Genomic DNA, 14,469 nt, shown 5'->3' with positions numbered 1-14,469 from the left:
CAGCCTGGCGGTGCGCATTTCTACGAGGAAGGACAGCATGACGTTCACCCGAAGGCTCAAGCGGGCGTTGACGGGCGACCCCGAAGCACGATTCGTCTACCTCAACAACTTCGAGGTCGAACGCGTCTGGGGGCAGAGCGAGCCCGGACTCCCGGGGTCGGGGTTCAGTTTCTCCGGTGCCACCGTCAACCGGATGGAGGAAGTCGGAGTCCTCCACGCGGACGTGAACGACGTGGTCGTACTCAAAGCTCCTGTGGACGAGGAGTATCTGGCGTACCTCCGGTCGCTCGATGCCGCACGGGGACAGCGGCTGACCGTCGAGGACAACGTGCCGAGCCGCTCCGTCACCCAGGACGCCCTGGCGTCCCCGCGGCTGCTGGACCATCTGCGCGGTCTCGACGACGGTCACACGTTTCTGGCACCGCTCGGCATCTCGTCCGACGAAGAGCGACTCTCCGAAGTCACCGGGCTCCCGCTGGCCGGGCCGTCGGCAGCGGTGTGCAGGCACGTCAACGGCAAGATCTTCAGCCGTGAACTGGTGGACGACACCGGCCTGACCAGGGTGCCGGGCGCGGTGTGCCGCACGTACGAGGAGCTGGAGGAGGCGATCGCCGCCCATCTCGGCGAAGGGTCGCGGGTGGTGGTCAAGGAGTCCCTCGGGGTGTCGGGCCGCGGCATGGTCGTGCTGGACAGCCGTCTGCGTGCGGACCAGCTGCTGCGGATGCTGGCTCGTCGGGGGAGGCAGGCTCCGGTCTCGCTGGTCGTGGAGGAGTGGATCGACAAGCGGTCGGATCTCAACTACCAGTTCACCGTGGACCGTGACGGCGCGACCCGGTTCGAGACGGTCAAGACGGCACTGACGGAAGACGGCGTCCACCGCGGCCACCGCTTCCCACCGGATCTGCGACCGGACGAGGTGGAAGAGCTCCGCTCGGCCGCCGCGGTCATCGGAAAGCGGCTGGCCGACGAGGGCTACTACGGTCTGGTCGGGGTCGACGCCATGCTCGGCACCGACGGCACGCTCTACCCGTGCCTCGAGATCAATGCCCGTTTCAACATGGCGACCTATCAGAACCGCGTCGCGGAGGCGCTGTTCGGCCCCGAGCAGCATGCCCTGGCAGCGGTCGTCCAGCTGCGCCCGACCCGCGCGTATGCGTTCAGCGAGGTCAGCCGGGCTCTCGGCGCACTGCTGTACCGGAGCCCCGGAGGAACCGGTGTGCTGATCAACAACTACGCGACCCTGAACGCGGCCGTCACCCCGGGAAAGAAGTCCGCCGGGCGGCTCTATGCCATCTGCGTCGCGGACACCCCCGCCGACGCCGAAGAACTACGGAGCGCCGCCGAGCAGGCACTCCTCGGAATGGTGAATCAGTGAGGGACACGGAGAACGCCAAGGACATCGACTGGTCCGGCATCGCCGATCAGTACGGGACTCCTGCCTACGTCTACGACGGCGACGGCATGGTCCAGAACCTCCGGCAGCTGCGGGCCGCCCTGCATCCGGGCCTGGAGATCTTCTACTCCCTGAAGGCGAACCCCAATCGAAGCGTGTACGAGCTGCTGCGCGCGGCCGGAGCCGGTGCCGAGGTGTCCTCGCTGGCCGAGCTGAGGACCGCCCTGGCCGTCGGCACCTCGCCCCGGGACATCCTGTTCCTCGGCCCCGGCAAGAGCGTCGAGGAAATCGCCGCGGCCGTCGACGCCCGCATCTACGGCATCGTCTGTGAGTCCTTCGGCGAGCTGGACCTCATCGAGCGGTGCGCGCGCGAGCGCGGAGTACGCCAGCGGGTGCTCCTGCGCGTCAATCCCGCTTACGCGGTGACCGGTTCGCGGCTCACCATGGGGGGCCGGCCCCGCCAGTTCGGCATCGACGAGGCGGCGCTGCTGGCCGCGCACGACATCGGCTCCAGGTATCAGCACGCCCATGTCGCCGGAATCCAGGTGTACATGGGTACGCGCATCCTGGACAGCGAGATCGTCGTGAAGAACACCGCCTACGTCCTCGATCTGGCCGACCGGGTGGCCGCGGCCACCGGTGTACCCCTGGAGGTCGTGGACATCGGCGGGGGCATGGGGGTGGCCTACTTCGACGGGGAGCACGACCTCGACGTGACCGAGCTGGCCAAGGAACTCAATCCCCTGCTCCACACGTTCGCATCAACACACCCCGACACCAGGCTGATCATGGAGTCCGGCCGGTATCTGACGGCTCGCTTCGGCACCTACCTCCTGCGGGTGCGCTACACGAAGGAGTCCATGGGGGAGCGATTCGCCGTGACGGACGGCGGCACGCACCATCACATGGCCGCGGTCGGTATCGGCTCGTTCGTGAAACGGAACTTCCCCATCGAGCTGCTGGCCGGCGAGAGCGACTCGGAAACGCCCGGTCCCTGGAACGTCACCGGACCGCTGTGCACACCGAACGACACGGTCGCCAAGAACGCCCAGCTTCCGCCGCTGCACCGCGGAGACCTGCTCGGAGTACACAGGTCGGGAGCGTACGGCCCGACCGCCTCACCCGTCTTCTTCCTCAGCCACGGCTATCCCGCCGAGGTCGTGCTCCTCGGCGGACGGTCCTTCCTGGCCCGCGCCCGGGACACCGCCGACGACCTCCTCGCCCGCCAGCCCGAGCACGACCTCGGGCGGTACGTCCAGGGGTGACCACGTACCGCTGTCCCCCAGCACGGGAAACAGCAAGGGGTCGACTCTCGGAAGAGTCGACCCCATGTGACCTGTATGTATGCCAGGCCGCCAACGTGGTGCTATTTCATCGGCTCACACGTTGAAGCGGAACTCCACCACGTCCCCGTCCTGCATCACATACTCCTTGCCCTCCATGCGGGCCTTGCCCTTGGCGCGGGCCTCGGTGACCGAGCCGGTTTCGACCAGGTCGGCGAAGGAGATGACCTCGGCCTTGATGAAGCCCTTCTGGAAGTCCGTGTGGATCACACCGGCCGCCTCGGGGGCCGTGGCGCCCTTCTTGATCGTCCAGGCGCGGGACTCCTTGGGGCCGGCCGTGAGGTAGGTCTGCAGGCCGAGGGTGTTGAAGCCGACGCGGGCCAGGGTGGCGAGGCCGGGCTCCTCGGCGCCGACCGACTCCAGGAGCTCCATGGCGTCCTCCTCGTCCAGCTCGGCGAGGTCGGCCTCCAGCTTGGCGTTCAGGAAGATCGCCTCCGCGGGGGCGACCAGGGCGCGCTGCTCGTTCTTGAAGTCCTCGTCGGTCAGCTCGTCCTCGTCGACGTTGAAGACGTACAGGAACGGCTTGGTGGTGAGCAGGTGCAGGTCGTGCAGCAGCTCGTTGCGCTCGGTGCCCTGGACGATGCCGTGTGCGAAGAGCGTGTCGCCCTTCTCCAGGATCTCCTTGGCCTCCTCGACGGCCTTGACCTTGGGAGCGACGTCCTTCTTGATCCGCGACTCCTTCTGCAGCCGCGGCAGGACCTTCTCGATGGTCTGGAGGTCGGCGAGGATCAGCTCGGTGTTGATCGTCTCGATGTCGTCCTTCGGCGAGACCTTGCCGTCGACGTGGACGACGTTCTCGTCCTTGAAGGCGCGGATGACCTGGCAGATCGCGTCGGACTCACGGATGTTCGCGAGGAACTTGTTGCCCAGGCCCTCGCCCTCGGAGGCGCCGCGCACGATGCCGGCGATGTCGACGAAGTCGACCGTGGCCGGAAGGATGCGCTCCGACTTGAAGATCGAGGCCAGCTGGGCGAGACGGGCGTCGGGGACGCCGACCACGCCGACGTTCGGCTCGATCGTGGCGAACGGGTAGTTGGCCGCCAGCACGTCGTTCTTGGTCAGGGCGTTGAACAGGGTCGACTTGCCGACATTCGGCAGACCGACGATTCCGATCGTGAGCGACACGTTGCGACTTCCCGTAGATGAGAGGGCCAGGGGCTGCCAGGGGCCAGAGGCACTGGCCGATCCACCAGTTTACGGCGTCCGCGACGGCGGGCTCGCGGGAGCGTCGAACGCGCGGCCAAGCTCTCCTCATCGGCGTGTCTGGGGGGAGATTCGGCACATTAAACGACCTAGGTTGGTCCAGTGGAGCATCACAGGACGCGACCCCCGAACAACGGACCGCGACGCGGCAAGCCGCGTGCGCGGCGCACGCCGCTGCCGCCGCAGGCACGGCGGCCGGCGGGCGAGAGCAGGCACGCGCCGGGGGCGGAGCGGGCCGCGCGGCCGGTACGGGCGCCCCGTCCGCTGCCGCCCGGCGAGGTGCCGGGCCCCCGGCTCACCGCGCTCGGCGGGGGGCTGTTCTGCGCGGCCGCGATGTTCCTGCTCGGCGCCCTGGACCAGCTGCTGTTCGGGGCATCGCTGACGCTGTACGGCGTGCTGTTCCTGCCGGTGTGCGTGCTGACCGCGCTGTGGGTGCGCAGCGGGGACCTGCTCACCGCGCCCGTCGTCGTACCGATCGCCTTCGCGGTGGGTCTCTTCCCCGTCGCCGACGGCAGCGGGGGTCTGCTCGGACGGCTGATGGGGCTGGTCACCGGGCTCGCCACACAGGCGGGCTGGCTGTACGGGGGGACGCTGGTCGCGGGAGTGATCGTGCTCGTACGCCGGGTGCTGTGGGTGCAGGCCCGCCGGCGCCGCGCCTGAGCACCGGCCACCGGCCACCGGCACCCTATGCCGCGTGGTCCTGCGCCGCTCTCATCGCCGCTCCGACGATTCCCGCGTTGTTCTGCAGCTGGGCCGGCACGATCTCGGCCTTGATGCCCTCGATGAGGTGCAGGAACTTGTCCGCCTTGCGGCTCACCCCGCCGCCGATGATGAACAGCTCGGGCGAGAAGAGCATCTCGACATGCTCGAGGTACTTCTGGACGCGGCGGGCCCACTGCTCCCACGACAGCCCGTTGTCCTCCTTGACCTTGCTGGAGGCCCGCTTCTCCGCGTCGTGGCCGTTCAGCTCGAGGTGGCCCAGCTCGGTGTTGGGCACGAGGGTGCCGTCCATGAAGAGGGCGCTGCCGATGCCGGTGCCGAAGGTGAGCAGGATGACCGGGCCGCCACGGCCCTGGCCTGCGCCGAACTGCATCTCGGCGACGCCCGCCGCGTCCGCGTCGTTGACCACGGTCACCGGATGGCCGCCCAGCCGGTCGCTGAACAAGGTGCGCGCGTCCGTGTCGATCCAGCTCTTGTCGACATTGGCCGCCGTGCGGACCATGGCGCCGCCGGTGACCACTCCGGGGAAGGTCAGGCCCACCGGGCCCGTCCAGCCGAAGTGGTCGATGACCTGCTTGACCCCGTCGGCCACGCCGTCGGGCGTCGCCGGGTGCGGGGTGAGCACCTTGCACCGCTCCTGGGCCAGGTCGCCCTTGTCCAGGTCCACAGGGGCGCCCTTGATCCCGGAACCGCCGATGTCCACACCGAAGATCTGCATGGCCCCACGTTACGACGGACGACTGACAGTCACTACGGAGTACGGCCCCGCGTGGGACCGTGCATCACCCGGCAGCAGTGTCCGCTGCGCCCGATCCGCCACGCTCGGCGACCAGGGACGCGGCCTCTTCGCGCAGGTCACGGCGGAGTTCCTTGGGCAGCGAGAAGGTGATGGACTCCTCGGCCGCCTTGACGAGTTCGACGTCGCCGTAGCCGCGCTCGGCCAGCCACTCCAGGACCTCCTCGACCAGGACCTCCGGGACGGAGGCGCCGGAGGTGACGCCGACCGTGGTGACGCCCTCCAGCCAGGCCGCGTCGATCTCGCTGGCGAAGTCCACCAGGTAGGCCTCGCGGGAGCCGGCCAGCTTGGCGACCTCGACGAGCCGCTTGGAGTTGGAGGAGTTGCGCGAGCCGACCACGATGACCAGTTCGGCCTCGGCGCCCATCTGCTTCACGGCGAGCTGCCGGTTCTGGGTGGCGTAGCAGATGTCGTCGCTGGGCGGGGAGAGCAGCTGCGGGAACTTCGACTTCAGGGCGTCGACGGTCTCCATGGTCTCGTCCACGGAGAGGGTGGTCTGGGACAGCCAGACGACCTTCGACTCGTCGCGGACCTCGACCTTGGCGACGTCCGCGGGGCCGTCGACCAGCTGGATGTGGTCCGGGGCCTCGCCGGAGGTACCGATGACCTCCTCGTGGCCCTCGTGGCCGATCAGGAGGATGTCGTAGTCCTCGTCGGCGTACCGGACGGCTTCCTTGTGGACCTTGGTGACCAGCGGGCAGGTCGCGTCGATGGTGGCGAGACGGCCGCGCTCGGCCTCCTGGTGCACCACCGGGGCGACGCCGTGCGCCGAGAACATCACGATGTTGCCGGGCGGGACCTCCTCCGTCCGTTCGACGAAGACGGCACCCTTCTTCTCCAGGGTCTGTACGACGTACTTGTTGTGGACGATCTCGTGCCGGACGTAGATCGGAGCCCCGTACTGTTCCAGGGCCTTCTCGACGGCGATCACGGCGCGGTCCACACCCGCGCAGTAGCCCCGGGGGGCGGCGAGCAGGACACGGCGGCCAGGCGAAGCAGTCATGGCACCCATCGTAAGGGTGCGTTCGGCGGGCCAGAGATCGCGTTCCCTTCCCGTTCCGGGGAAAACTGGTCCCCATGTCCGACACGGGCTCCGGCACGGGCTCAGACACCGGCTCCGGCACCGGCACGACGGCGGCCGCGACCGGCGCCCGCCACCGGCTGCGCCGCAGTCTCGGTCTCCGGGACCTCGTGGTCTACGGGCTGCTGTTCATCGCGCCCATGGCGCCGGCCGGGGCGGGGGGCCGGTGAGCTGGTGGCGGCATGTGCTGGTGCCGGTGGCGGGAGCGGGGATCACGGTGGCGGTGATCGTGGAGGCGGCAGGGATGGCGCGCGTGGTGAGGGCGGCGTGGCTGGTGGCGGGCTTGGGGGTGCTGGTGGCTCAGCGAGGCCGGGCCGAGGCTCCTGAGTAGCGCCGAGCCGTGCTGCGAGGGCGCGGTCGGCGGTGCCGGATTGTCGGTGGCGGCCATTACGCTCGCCGCATGGCTGTGAACACGTCGCCCGAGGCGCCGCTTCCCGTCGGTGAGATCTCCCGGCTGATCGGGAGCTGGATCGACCGGCTCGGTGCGGTGTGGGTCGAGGGGCAGATCACGCAGTTGTCGCGGCGACCCGGGGCCGGGGTCGTGTTCCTGACCCTGCGGGATCCCTCGTACGACATCTCCGTCAGCGTGACCTGTTACCGGCAGGTGTTCGACGCCGTGGCCGATGTCGTCGGCGAGGGCGCCCGCGTCGTCGTCCTGGCGAAACCGGAGTGGTACGCCCCGCGCGGGCAGCTGTCGCTGCGGGCCGCCGAGATCAGACCCGTCGGCGTCGGGGAGCTGCTGGCCCGGCTGGAGCAGCTGAAGAAGACGCTCACCGCCGAGGGCCTGTTCGCGCCGGAGCGGAAGAAGCCGCTGCCCTTTCTGCCGCAGCTGATCGGACTGGTCTGCGGCCGCGCCTCGGCCGCGGAGCGGGACGTGCTGGAGAACGCCCGGCACCGCTGGCCCGCCGTCCGCTTCGAGGTGCGCAACGTCGCCGTGCAGGGCGTCCACGCCGTCCCGCAGGTCGTCCAGGCCGTCAAGGAGCTGGACGGGATGGAGGACGTGGACGTGATCATCGTCGCCCGGGGCGGCGGCAGCGTGGAGGATCTGCTGCCGTTCTCCGACGAGCAGCTCGTACGGGCGGTGGCCGGGTGCCGTACACCCGTCGTCTCCGCCATCGGGCACGAGCCGGACAACCCGCTTCTCGACCACGTCGCCGACCTGCGCGCGTCCACGCCGACCGACGCGGCCAAGAAGGTCGTGCCGGACGTGGGCGAGGAGATGGAGCGGGTGCGGATGCTGCGGGACCGGGCCCGGCGGTGTGCGGAGGTCTTCGTGGAGCGTGAGGAGCGGGGTCTCGCGCATGCGCTGGCGCGGCCCTCGATAGAGGATCCGCACCGGATGATCGACGAGCGCGCCGACCACGTGGCCGCTCTGCTGGACCGCGGCCGGCGCACCCTCGGTCACCTCCTGGACCGCGCCGACTCGGAGCTGACGCACACGCACGCGCGCGTGGTGGCCCTCTCCCCCGCCGCCACGCTCAGGCGCGGCTACGCGGTCCTGCAGAGGGCCGACGGCCACGTGGTGCGCGACCCGGAGGAAGTGGCGCAGGGCGAGGCGCTGCGGGCGCGGGTCGCCGGGGGCGAGTTCACGGTACGTGTCGATGTCTAGGGTGGGTGGATGACCAGCAAGGTGGATGAGGCGCTCTCGTACGAGCAGGCGCGGGACGAGTTGATCGAGGTCGTACGACGGCTGGAGGCGGGCGGTACGACGCTGGAGGAGTCCCTGGCGCTGTGGGAGCGCGGCGAGGAGCTGGCGAAGGTGTGCCGGCGTTGGCTGGAGGGCGCCCGGGCCCGGCTGGACGCGGCGCTGGCCGAGGAAGAGGTCCAGGAAGACACCGAGTAGGCAAGAGCCGGGTGTTGTGAAGCGGATCACCACACGCCGGTTTTTGTTGAAGGTTGAACTTCCCGGGCGTAGGGTCGTCGCCATAAGCCGGTCCGGCACCTCGGACCGGACGCGTACCCGAGGAAGTCACGCATGTCTCTCGTTCTTGACCCCGCTGCCCAGGACCTGCTGTTCCGCGAGGCCCGCACCGCGAACACCTTCACCGACGAGCCGGTGACCGAGGAGCAGGTGCAGGCGATCTACGACCTGGTCAAGTACGGCCCCACCGCCTTCAACCAGAGCCCGCTGCGCATCACCCTGGTCCGCTCGACCGAGGCCCGCGAGCGCCTGGTGCAGCACATGGCCGAGGGCAACCAGCCGAAGACCACCACCGCCCCGCTGGTCGCGATCCTCTCCGCGGACAACGAGTTCCACGAGGAGCTGCCCACCCTGTTCCCGCACTTCCCGCAGGCCAAGGACATGTTCTTCAGCGAGCGTCCGGCCCGTGAGGGCGCCGCCGCGCTGAACGCCGCCCTGCAGGCCGCGTACTTCATCATCGGCGTCCGCGCCGCCGGTCTCGCCGCCGGCCCGATGACCGGCCTCGACTTCGAGGGCGTCCGCAAGGAGTTCCTGGACGACGACCACACCCCGCTGATGGTCGTCAACATCGGCAGGCCGGGCGCCGACGCCTGGTTCCCGCGCTCGCCGCGCCTGGCGTACGAGGACGTCGTCACGACCGTCTGAGCCGCCCCGAGTACGGCAGGAGGCCCCCAGCAGCGTCGCTGGGGGCCTCCTGCGTGTGCCCGTGGGCGGTCACTGCATCTTCAGCGCCGCCGCCATCTTCGTCAGCTGGTCGAAGGAGGCCGTACCTGCCACCACCGTCGTGGAACCGGGGGTGTCCTCCAGGACCAGGGCGTCGTACCGGCCGCCGGTGTAGCGGGTCCAGGTGCGGTCGCCGATCCGCTCGGTCCGCTGCGTCGCCGAGGCACCCTGGCTGGCCTGGTCGATGAAGTCGGAGCGCTTCTGAGTGGACTGCTCGACCTGCACGTACTGACCGTCGGGGTCCTGGAAGCCGAGGTGCCAGCGGTCGGACTCCTCGCCCTGGAAGCGCACCGAGGTCGCCTTCCACGCCTTGGGCAGACCGTCCGGAGCGGCCACCGGGTAGCTCGCCGCGCGGCGCGCCGTGAGCAGCTCGACCGAGTAGTCGACTCGTTTGAGGTCGGGAGCGTGATCATTGTGCGGGACGAAGAGATAGATGACCGCCGCCGCGACCCCGATGAGGGCCAGGGAGAGGATCATGTCCCGGACCGTCTTCTGCTTACCGTTCGAACCTGCCACGCCCCCTATCGTCGCAGGTGCCCCCAGCGCTCATCCGTGGGGTCCCCTGCTCATTTTGTCTGCCTAACGATAGAGTCGGAGGTACACCCTCATCCGGCCGTCGTCGTATCAGAAAGGTGCGCTCCGATGACCGAGCATCACTCTTTGCCGTCCGAACTGGACGTCCCCTCCGAGGCCCCCGACCGCAACCTCGCCCTGGAACTCGTCCGGGTGACCGAAGCCGCGGCGATGGCCGCGGGCCGCTGGGTCGGGCGAGGCGACAAGAACGGCGCCGACGGTGCCGCGGTCCGCGCCATGCGCACCCTCGTCTCCACCGTGTCGATGAACGGTGTCGTCGTCATCGGCGAGGGCGAGAAGGACGAGGCCCCGATGCTCTTCAACGGAGAGCAGGTGGGCGACGGCACCGGGCCCGAGGTCGACATCGCCGTCGACCCGATCGACGGCACCACCCTGACCGCCAAGGGCATGCCCAACGCGATCGCCGTCCTCGCCGCCACCGAGCGCGGCGCCATGTTCGACCCGTCCGCCGTGTTCTACATGGACAAGCTGGTCACCGGCCCCGAGGCGGCGGACTTCGTCGACATCGACGCGCCCGTGGCCGTGAACATCCGGCGGATCGCCAAGGCGAAGCGTTCCTCGCCGGAGGACGTCACCGTCGTCATCCTCGACCGGCCGCGGCACGAGGGCATCATCAAGGAGGTCCGGGAGGCCGGCGCGCGCATCAAGCTGATCTCCGACGGCGACGTGGCCGGCTCGATCCTTGCGCTGCGCGAGGGCACGGGCATCGACCTGCTGCTCGGCATCGGCGGCACGCCGGAGGGCATCATCTCGGCCTGCGCCGTGAAGTGCCTGGGCGGCACGATCCAGGGCAAGCTGTGGCCGAAGGACGCGGAGGAGCGTGCGCGGGCCATCGACGCCGGGCACGACCTGGACCGGGTGCTCACGACCGAGGACCTGGTCACCGGGGAGAACGTGTTCTTCGTCGCCACCGGCATCACCGACGGTGAGCTGCTGCGCGGAGTGCGGTACCGGTCGGAGACCGCGACCACCGACTCGATCGTGATGCGCTCGAAGTCGGGGACGGTCCGGCGGATCGACTCCGAGCACCGGCTGAGCAAGCTGCGGGCCTACAGCGCGATCGACTTCGACCGGGCCAAGTAGCGCCTGCGCACCCCTGAACGACGACGGGCGCCCTCTGTGCGGAGAGGGCGCCCGTTCTCGTTCCTAGGGCCTGTCCGGCGGATCATGCCGGAATCGCGGGGTCTGGCACGCACTTCTGCGGCGTTGTCGTCGGTTGCCGACGCTCCGCGTCGACGCCCTCCTCCGCCTTGCAGACGCATGCACCAGACCCCGCTCGCCCCCGCTGACGAGGCGCCGTTGCCCGAAGCCGGCCTGATCCGCCGGACAGGCCCTAGCCCGCCCTAGCCCGCTATGCGGTTCGTCGTCCCGCCCTAGCCCGCTATGCGGTTCGTCGTCGCTCGGGCCGCCTTCTTCAGTTCCACCTCGCGCCTGCGGCGCCTCGCCAGGACCACGCGGCGTTCCGCTGCCGTCAGGCCGCCCCAGACGCCGTACGGTTCGGGCTGGAGGAGGGCGTGCTCGCGGCACTCGACCATGACGGGACAGCGGGCGCAGACCCGCTTGGCCGCCTCCTCGCGGGACAGGCGGGCGGCCGTCGGCTCCTTGGAGGGGGCGAAGAACAGGCCGGCCTCGTCGCGCCGGCACACCGCCTCGGTGTGCCAGGGCGCGTCTTGGTCCCTGTCGCGCGCTGGCACCCGCTGGGCCGGAACGGCAGCTACCTGCAGGGACGAATGCGGCGGTTGCAGCACGGTCTACTCCTGACGACGGCTTCGCGAGTGAGCGACGATGCAGCAAGGCCTACCCGCTGTGCGCGCGCCTATGCACTGCGTTTCCAACGGCAGGCGCGCGGCGGCTTGTTCACGCCCCCAGGCGCCTGCCGCGGCCCGGCCGCGACCTTCGGGCCGGCGGCGGATTCGCGAGCGTCAACGGTCCAGGTGTTTGCGCAGCTTCCTGTCGACCTTGTCCTGAACGCGGTCGAGGATGTCCGCCACGCGCTTGCCGCGCCTGGGGCGCGCCTCGACGTTGCCGAGTACGGCCCACCCGTCGACGTAGACCACGGGCGCGTCGGACTCGACCGAATCGAGCGTGTCCACCTCGAAGTTGCCCAGCACGCCGCCGCCCGTGCCGCGCAGCGAGATGTTCTCCGGGACGCGGATCTGGACGTCGCCGAAGACCGAGACGGCCTTGATCACGACCTGCTGGTACTCGAAGATCGCCTCGCTCAGGTCGATCTCCACCGAGCCGAAGACCGCGTACGCGTGCAGCCGGCGTCCGGGGCGCCAGCGGCCCCGGCGCATGGCGGCACTGAAGACGGCCACCACGTTGGCGTCGGCCTCGGCCGGGACGGCACCGGGGGTGGGACGGGGCGGTACCGGCGTGTAGGTGGGGGCCGCGGGCCGCTGGTGGGCGGCCGGGAGGTCGCGGATGAAGACCTCCAGCTCGCCGACCGTCTTGGCGTGCAACACCCCCTCCACGCGCTCGGCGTGCTCGTCGGCGGTCAGCCGGCCCTCGGCCAGGGCCTCGCGGAGGATGTCGGCGACGCGGTCACGGTCGGCGTCCGAGGCGCGCAGTTCGGACACGTGCGGCGCGCTGTCCTGGGGCTGGGCGTGCTTCTGAAGGTCCACGACAGCAGCGTACCGAAACGCGATAGATCGCGACTAGGGGTGGGGAGAACCCCGGGCGTGTCGAACTGAGCCTTACCTCACAGGTTCCGTGTCGGCGGCAGGTTCTACGCTGGTGAGGCCCGCCAGCGTCGGCGGGCGGCCGTCCGTCAGAGTGAGGAATGGGCTGAGATGCCTGAGTTCGCGTACACCGATCTGCTCCCCCAGGGCGAGGACACCACCCCGTACCGGCTGGTGACCTCGGAGGGCGTGTCCACCGTCGAGGGGCCGGACGGGCGGACCTTCCTCAAGGTGGAGCCGGAGGCGCTGCGCAAGCTGGCCGAGGAGGCCATCCACGACATCCAGCATTATCTGCGCCCGGCCCACCTCGCCCAGCTGCGCCGCATCATCGACGACCCGGAGGCGTCGGGCAACGACAAGTTCGTCGCCCTCGACCTGCTGAAGAACGCCAACATCGCGGCGGCCGGTGTGCTGCCCATGTGCCAGGACACCGGCACGGCGATCGTCATGGGCAAGCGCGGCCAGAACGTCCTCACCGAAGGTGAGGACGACAAGCACCTGTCGCACGGCATCTACGACGCCTACACCAAGCTGAACCTGCGCTACTCGCAGATGGCTCCGCTCACCATGTGGGAGGAGAAGAACACCGGCTCCAACCTGCCGGCCCAGGTGGAGCTGTACGCGACCGACGGCGGCGCCTACAAGTTCCTCTTCATGGCGAAGGGCGGCGGCTCGGCCAACAAGTCCTTCCTGTACCAGGAGACGAAGGCCGTTCTGAACGAGGCCTCCATGATGAAGTTCCTGGAGGAGAAGATCCGTTCGCTCGGCACGGCCGCCTGCCCGCCGTACCACCTGGCGATCGTGGTCGGCGGTACGTCCGCCGAGTACGCGCTGAAGACCGCGAAGTACGCCTCCGCCCACTACCTGGACGAGATCCCGGCGGAGGGCTCGGAGCTGGGCCACGGCTTCCGTGACAAGGACCTCGAGCAGAAGGTCTTCGAGCTGACGCAGAAGATCGGCATCGGCGCGCAGTTCGGCGGCAAGTACTTCTGCCACGACGTGCGCGTGGTCCGGCTGCCGCGGCACGGTGCCTCCTGCCCGGTGGCCATCGCGGTCTCCTGCTCCGCCGACCGCCAGGCCGTCGCGAAGATCACGGCGGAGGGCGTCTTCCTGGAGCAGCTGGAGAAGGACCCGGCGCGCTTCCTGCCGGAGACGACCGACGAGCATCTCGACGAGTCGTCCGACGTCGTCACGATCGACCTCAACCAGCCGATGGAGACGATCCTCGCCGAGCTGACGAAGTACCCGGTCAAGACCCGTCTGTCGCTGACCGGCCCGCTGGTCGTGGCCCGCGACATCGCCCACGCCAAGATCAAGGAGCGCCTGGACGCGGGCGAGGAGATGCCGCAGTACCTGAAGGACCACCCGGTGTACTACGCGGGCCCGGCGAAGACCCCCGAGGGGTACGCCTCCGGTTCCTTCGGCCCGACGACGGCCGGCCGTATGGACTCCTACGTGGAGCAGTTCCAGGCGGCCGGCGGCTCCAAGGTCATGCTCGCCAAGGGCAACCGCAGCAAGCAGGTCACCGACGCGTGCGACGCCCACGGCGGCTTCTACCTCGGCTCCATCGGCGGCCCCGCCGCCCGCCTCGCCCAGGACTGCATCAAGAAGGTCGAGGTCCTCGAGTACGAGGAGCTGGGCATGGAGGCCGTCTGGAAGATCGAGGTCGAGGACTTCCCGGCGTTCATCGTCGTGGACGACAAGGGCAACGACTTCTTCACCGAGCCGGCGCCCGCGCCCACGTTCACGTCGATTCCGGTGCGGGGCCCTGGCCTGGCGTAGTGCCATCGGTGCGGCGGGGACGGATCTCGCCCCCGCCGCCCCCTACCCATCCCATCCCAGGGGCTCCGCCCCAGACCCCGTTCGGCCTGAACGGCCTCGTCCTCAAACGCCGGACGGGCTGAAGGGTGCCGTCGGACGAACAAGTCGAACGACTTCTTCCAGGACCCGGCCCCGCAGCCGACGTTCACGAGCATTCCGGTCCGGGGTCCCGGCCTGGTGTAGTGCGTTGCGC

15 protein-coding genes and 1 pseudogene are annotated in these 14,469 nt (G+C 69.6%); 10 read left to right on the top strand and 6 right to left on the bottom strand.

All coding sequences use genetic code 11. The features are described from left to right. Positions 1–37: 37 nt before the first annotated feature. Positions 38–1,375 carry an ATP-grasp domain-containing protein gene (locus ABZ471_RS22440; protein ID WP_359068548.1) on the top strand — a complete coding sequence of 446 codons (1,338 nt, stop codon included), beginning with the start codon at positions 38–40 and terminating at the stop codon, positions 1,373–1,375. Then, a complete protein-coding gene (locus ABZ471_RS22435; protein WP_359068547.1) occupies positions 1,372–2,658 on the top strand; it encodes a type III PLP-dependent enzyme in 1,287 nt (428 codons plus the stop codon). The genes ABZ471_RS22440 and ABZ471_RS22435 overlap by 4 nt, the downstream gene beginning before the upstream one ends. A 114-nt stretch (positions 2,659–2,772) precedes the next feature. Here ABZ471_RS22435 and ychF read toward each other — a convergent pair whose 3' ends face one another. Next, a complete protein-coding gene (gene ychF / locus ABZ471_RS22430; protein WP_359068546.1) occupies positions 2,773–3,861 on the bottom strand; it encodes a redox-regulated ATPase YchF in 1,089 nt (362 codons plus the stop codon). A 180-nt stretch (positions 3,862–4,041) separates the two neighbouring features. Between ychF and ABZ471_RS22425 the strand changes: the two genes are divergently transcribed. Further along, positions 4,042–4,599, top strand: coding sequence for a DUF6542 domain-containing protein (locus ABZ471_RS22425; protein ID WP_359068545.1), 558 nt, complete (start codon positions 4,042–4,044; stop codon positions 4,597–4,599). 25 nt (positions 4,600–4,624) lie between these two features. Here ABZ471_RS22425 and ppgK read toward each other — a convergent pair whose 3' ends face one another. Together ppgK and ABZ471_RS22415 are read right to left on the bottom strand one after the other, a co-directional pair. Further along, positions 4,625–5,377 (bottom strand): polyphosphate--glucose phosphotransferase, encoded by a 753-nt coding sequence (ppgK, locus tag ABZ471_RS22420; protein WP_359068544.1) that lies wholly within the window; start codon positions 5,375–5,377, stop codon positions 4,625–4,627. Positions 5,378–5,441: 64 nt separating this feature from the next. Next, positions 5,442–6,467 carry a 4-hydroxy-3-methylbut-2-enyl diphosphate reductase gene (locus tag ABZ471_RS22415; RefSeq protein WP_359068543.1) on the bottom strand — a complete coding sequence of 342 codons (1,026 nt, stop codon included), beginning with the start codon at positions 6,465–6,467 and terminating at the stop codon, positions 5,442–5,444. 65 nt (positions 6,468–6,532) lie between these two features. Here ABZ471_RS22415 and ABZ471_RS22410 point away from each other — a divergent pair, with 65 nt between their 5' ends. From ABZ471_RS22410 to ABZ471_RS22390, 5 genes and pseudogenes are all read left to right on the top strand, one after another. Next, positions 6,533–6,706, top strand: coding sequence for a hypothetical protein (locus tag ABZ471_RS22410; RefSeq protein WP_359068584.1), 174 nt, complete (start codon positions 6,533–6,535; stop codon positions 6,704–6,706). Next, positions 6,688–6,867: pseudogene (locus ABZ471_RS22405) on the top strand (amino acid permease); the annotation flags it as partial. The gene ABZ471_RS22410 and the pseudogene ABZ471_RS22405, both read left to right, overlap by 19 nt. Before the next feature lie 69 nt (positions 6,868–6,936). Then, a complete protein-coding gene (gene xseA, locus ABZ471_RS22400; protein ID WP_359068542.1) occupies positions 6,937–8,145 on the top strand; it encodes an exodeoxyribonuclease VII large subunit in 1,209 nt (402 codons plus the stop codon). Between the two features lie 9 nt (positions 8,146–8,154). Beyond that, positions 8,155–8,379: an exodeoxyribonuclease VII small subunit gene (locus ABZ471_RS22395; protein ID WP_359068541.1), complete on the top strand. Its 225-nt coding sequence runs from the start codon at positions 8,155–8,157 to the stop codon at positions 8,377–8,379. Positions 8,380–8,511: 132 nt separating this feature from the next. Continuing rightward, positions 8,512–9,102: a malonic semialdehyde reductase gene (locus ABZ471_RS22390; protein WP_359068540.1), complete on the top strand. Its 591-nt coding sequence runs from the start codon at positions 8,512–8,514 to the stop codon at positions 9,100–9,102. 69 nt (positions 9,103–9,171) lie between these two features. Here the strand turns inward: ABZ471_RS22390 and ABZ471_RS22385 are convergent, their stop codons facing one another. After that, positions 9,172–9,696 carry a DUF4245 domain-containing protein gene (locus ABZ471_RS22385; RefSeq protein WP_359068539.1) on the bottom strand — a complete coding sequence of 175 codons (525 nt, stop codon included), beginning with the start codon at positions 9,694–9,696 and terminating at the stop codon, positions 9,172–9,174. Between the two features lie 126 nt (positions 9,697–9,822). On the opposite strand from ABZ471_RS22385, the gene glpX reads away from it, so the two are divergent. Then, entirely contained in the window at positions 9,823–10,857 is a 1,035-nt protein-coding gene (gene glpX / locus ABZ471_RS22380; protein ID WP_359068538.1) for a class II fructose-bisphosphatase, read from the top strand. Positions 10,858–11,147: 290 nt separating this feature from the next. On the opposite strand, the gene ABZ471_RS22375 is transcribed toward glpX, so the two are convergent. Both ABZ471_RS22375 and ABZ471_RS22370 read right to left on the bottom strand, forming a co-directional pair. Next, a complete protein-coding gene (locus ABZ471_RS22375; protein WP_094215194.1) occupies positions 11,148–11,522 on the bottom strand; it encodes a WhiB family transcriptional regulator in 375 nt (124 codons plus the stop codon). A gap of 174 nt (positions 11,523–11,696) precedes the next feature. Next, complete coding sequence (locus ABZ471_RS22370; protein ID WP_359068537.1) at positions 11,697–12,398, bottom strand: DUF1707 domain-containing protein; 702 nt, start codon at positions 12,396–12,398, stop codon at positions 11,697–11,699. 168 nt (positions 12,399–12,566) lie between these two features. Here ABZ471_RS22370 and ABZ471_RS22365 point away from each other — a divergent pair, with 168 nt between their 5' ends. Continuing rightward, complete coding sequence (locus ABZ471_RS22365) at positions 12,567–14,237, top strand: fumarate hydratase (protein ID WP_359068536.1); 1,671 nt, start codon at positions 12,567–12,569, stop codon at positions 14,235–14,237. Positions 14,238–14,469: the final 232 nt, after the last annotated feature.

This window comes from Streptomyces sp. NPDC005728 (assembly GCF_040630895.1).
Classification (GTDB): Bacteria; Actinomycetota; Actinomycetes; order Streptomycetales; family Streptomycetaceae; genus Streptomyces.
Note: the sequence above shows the minus strand (reverse complement) of the source record. Positions and strands in the feature narration are given on the sequence as shown.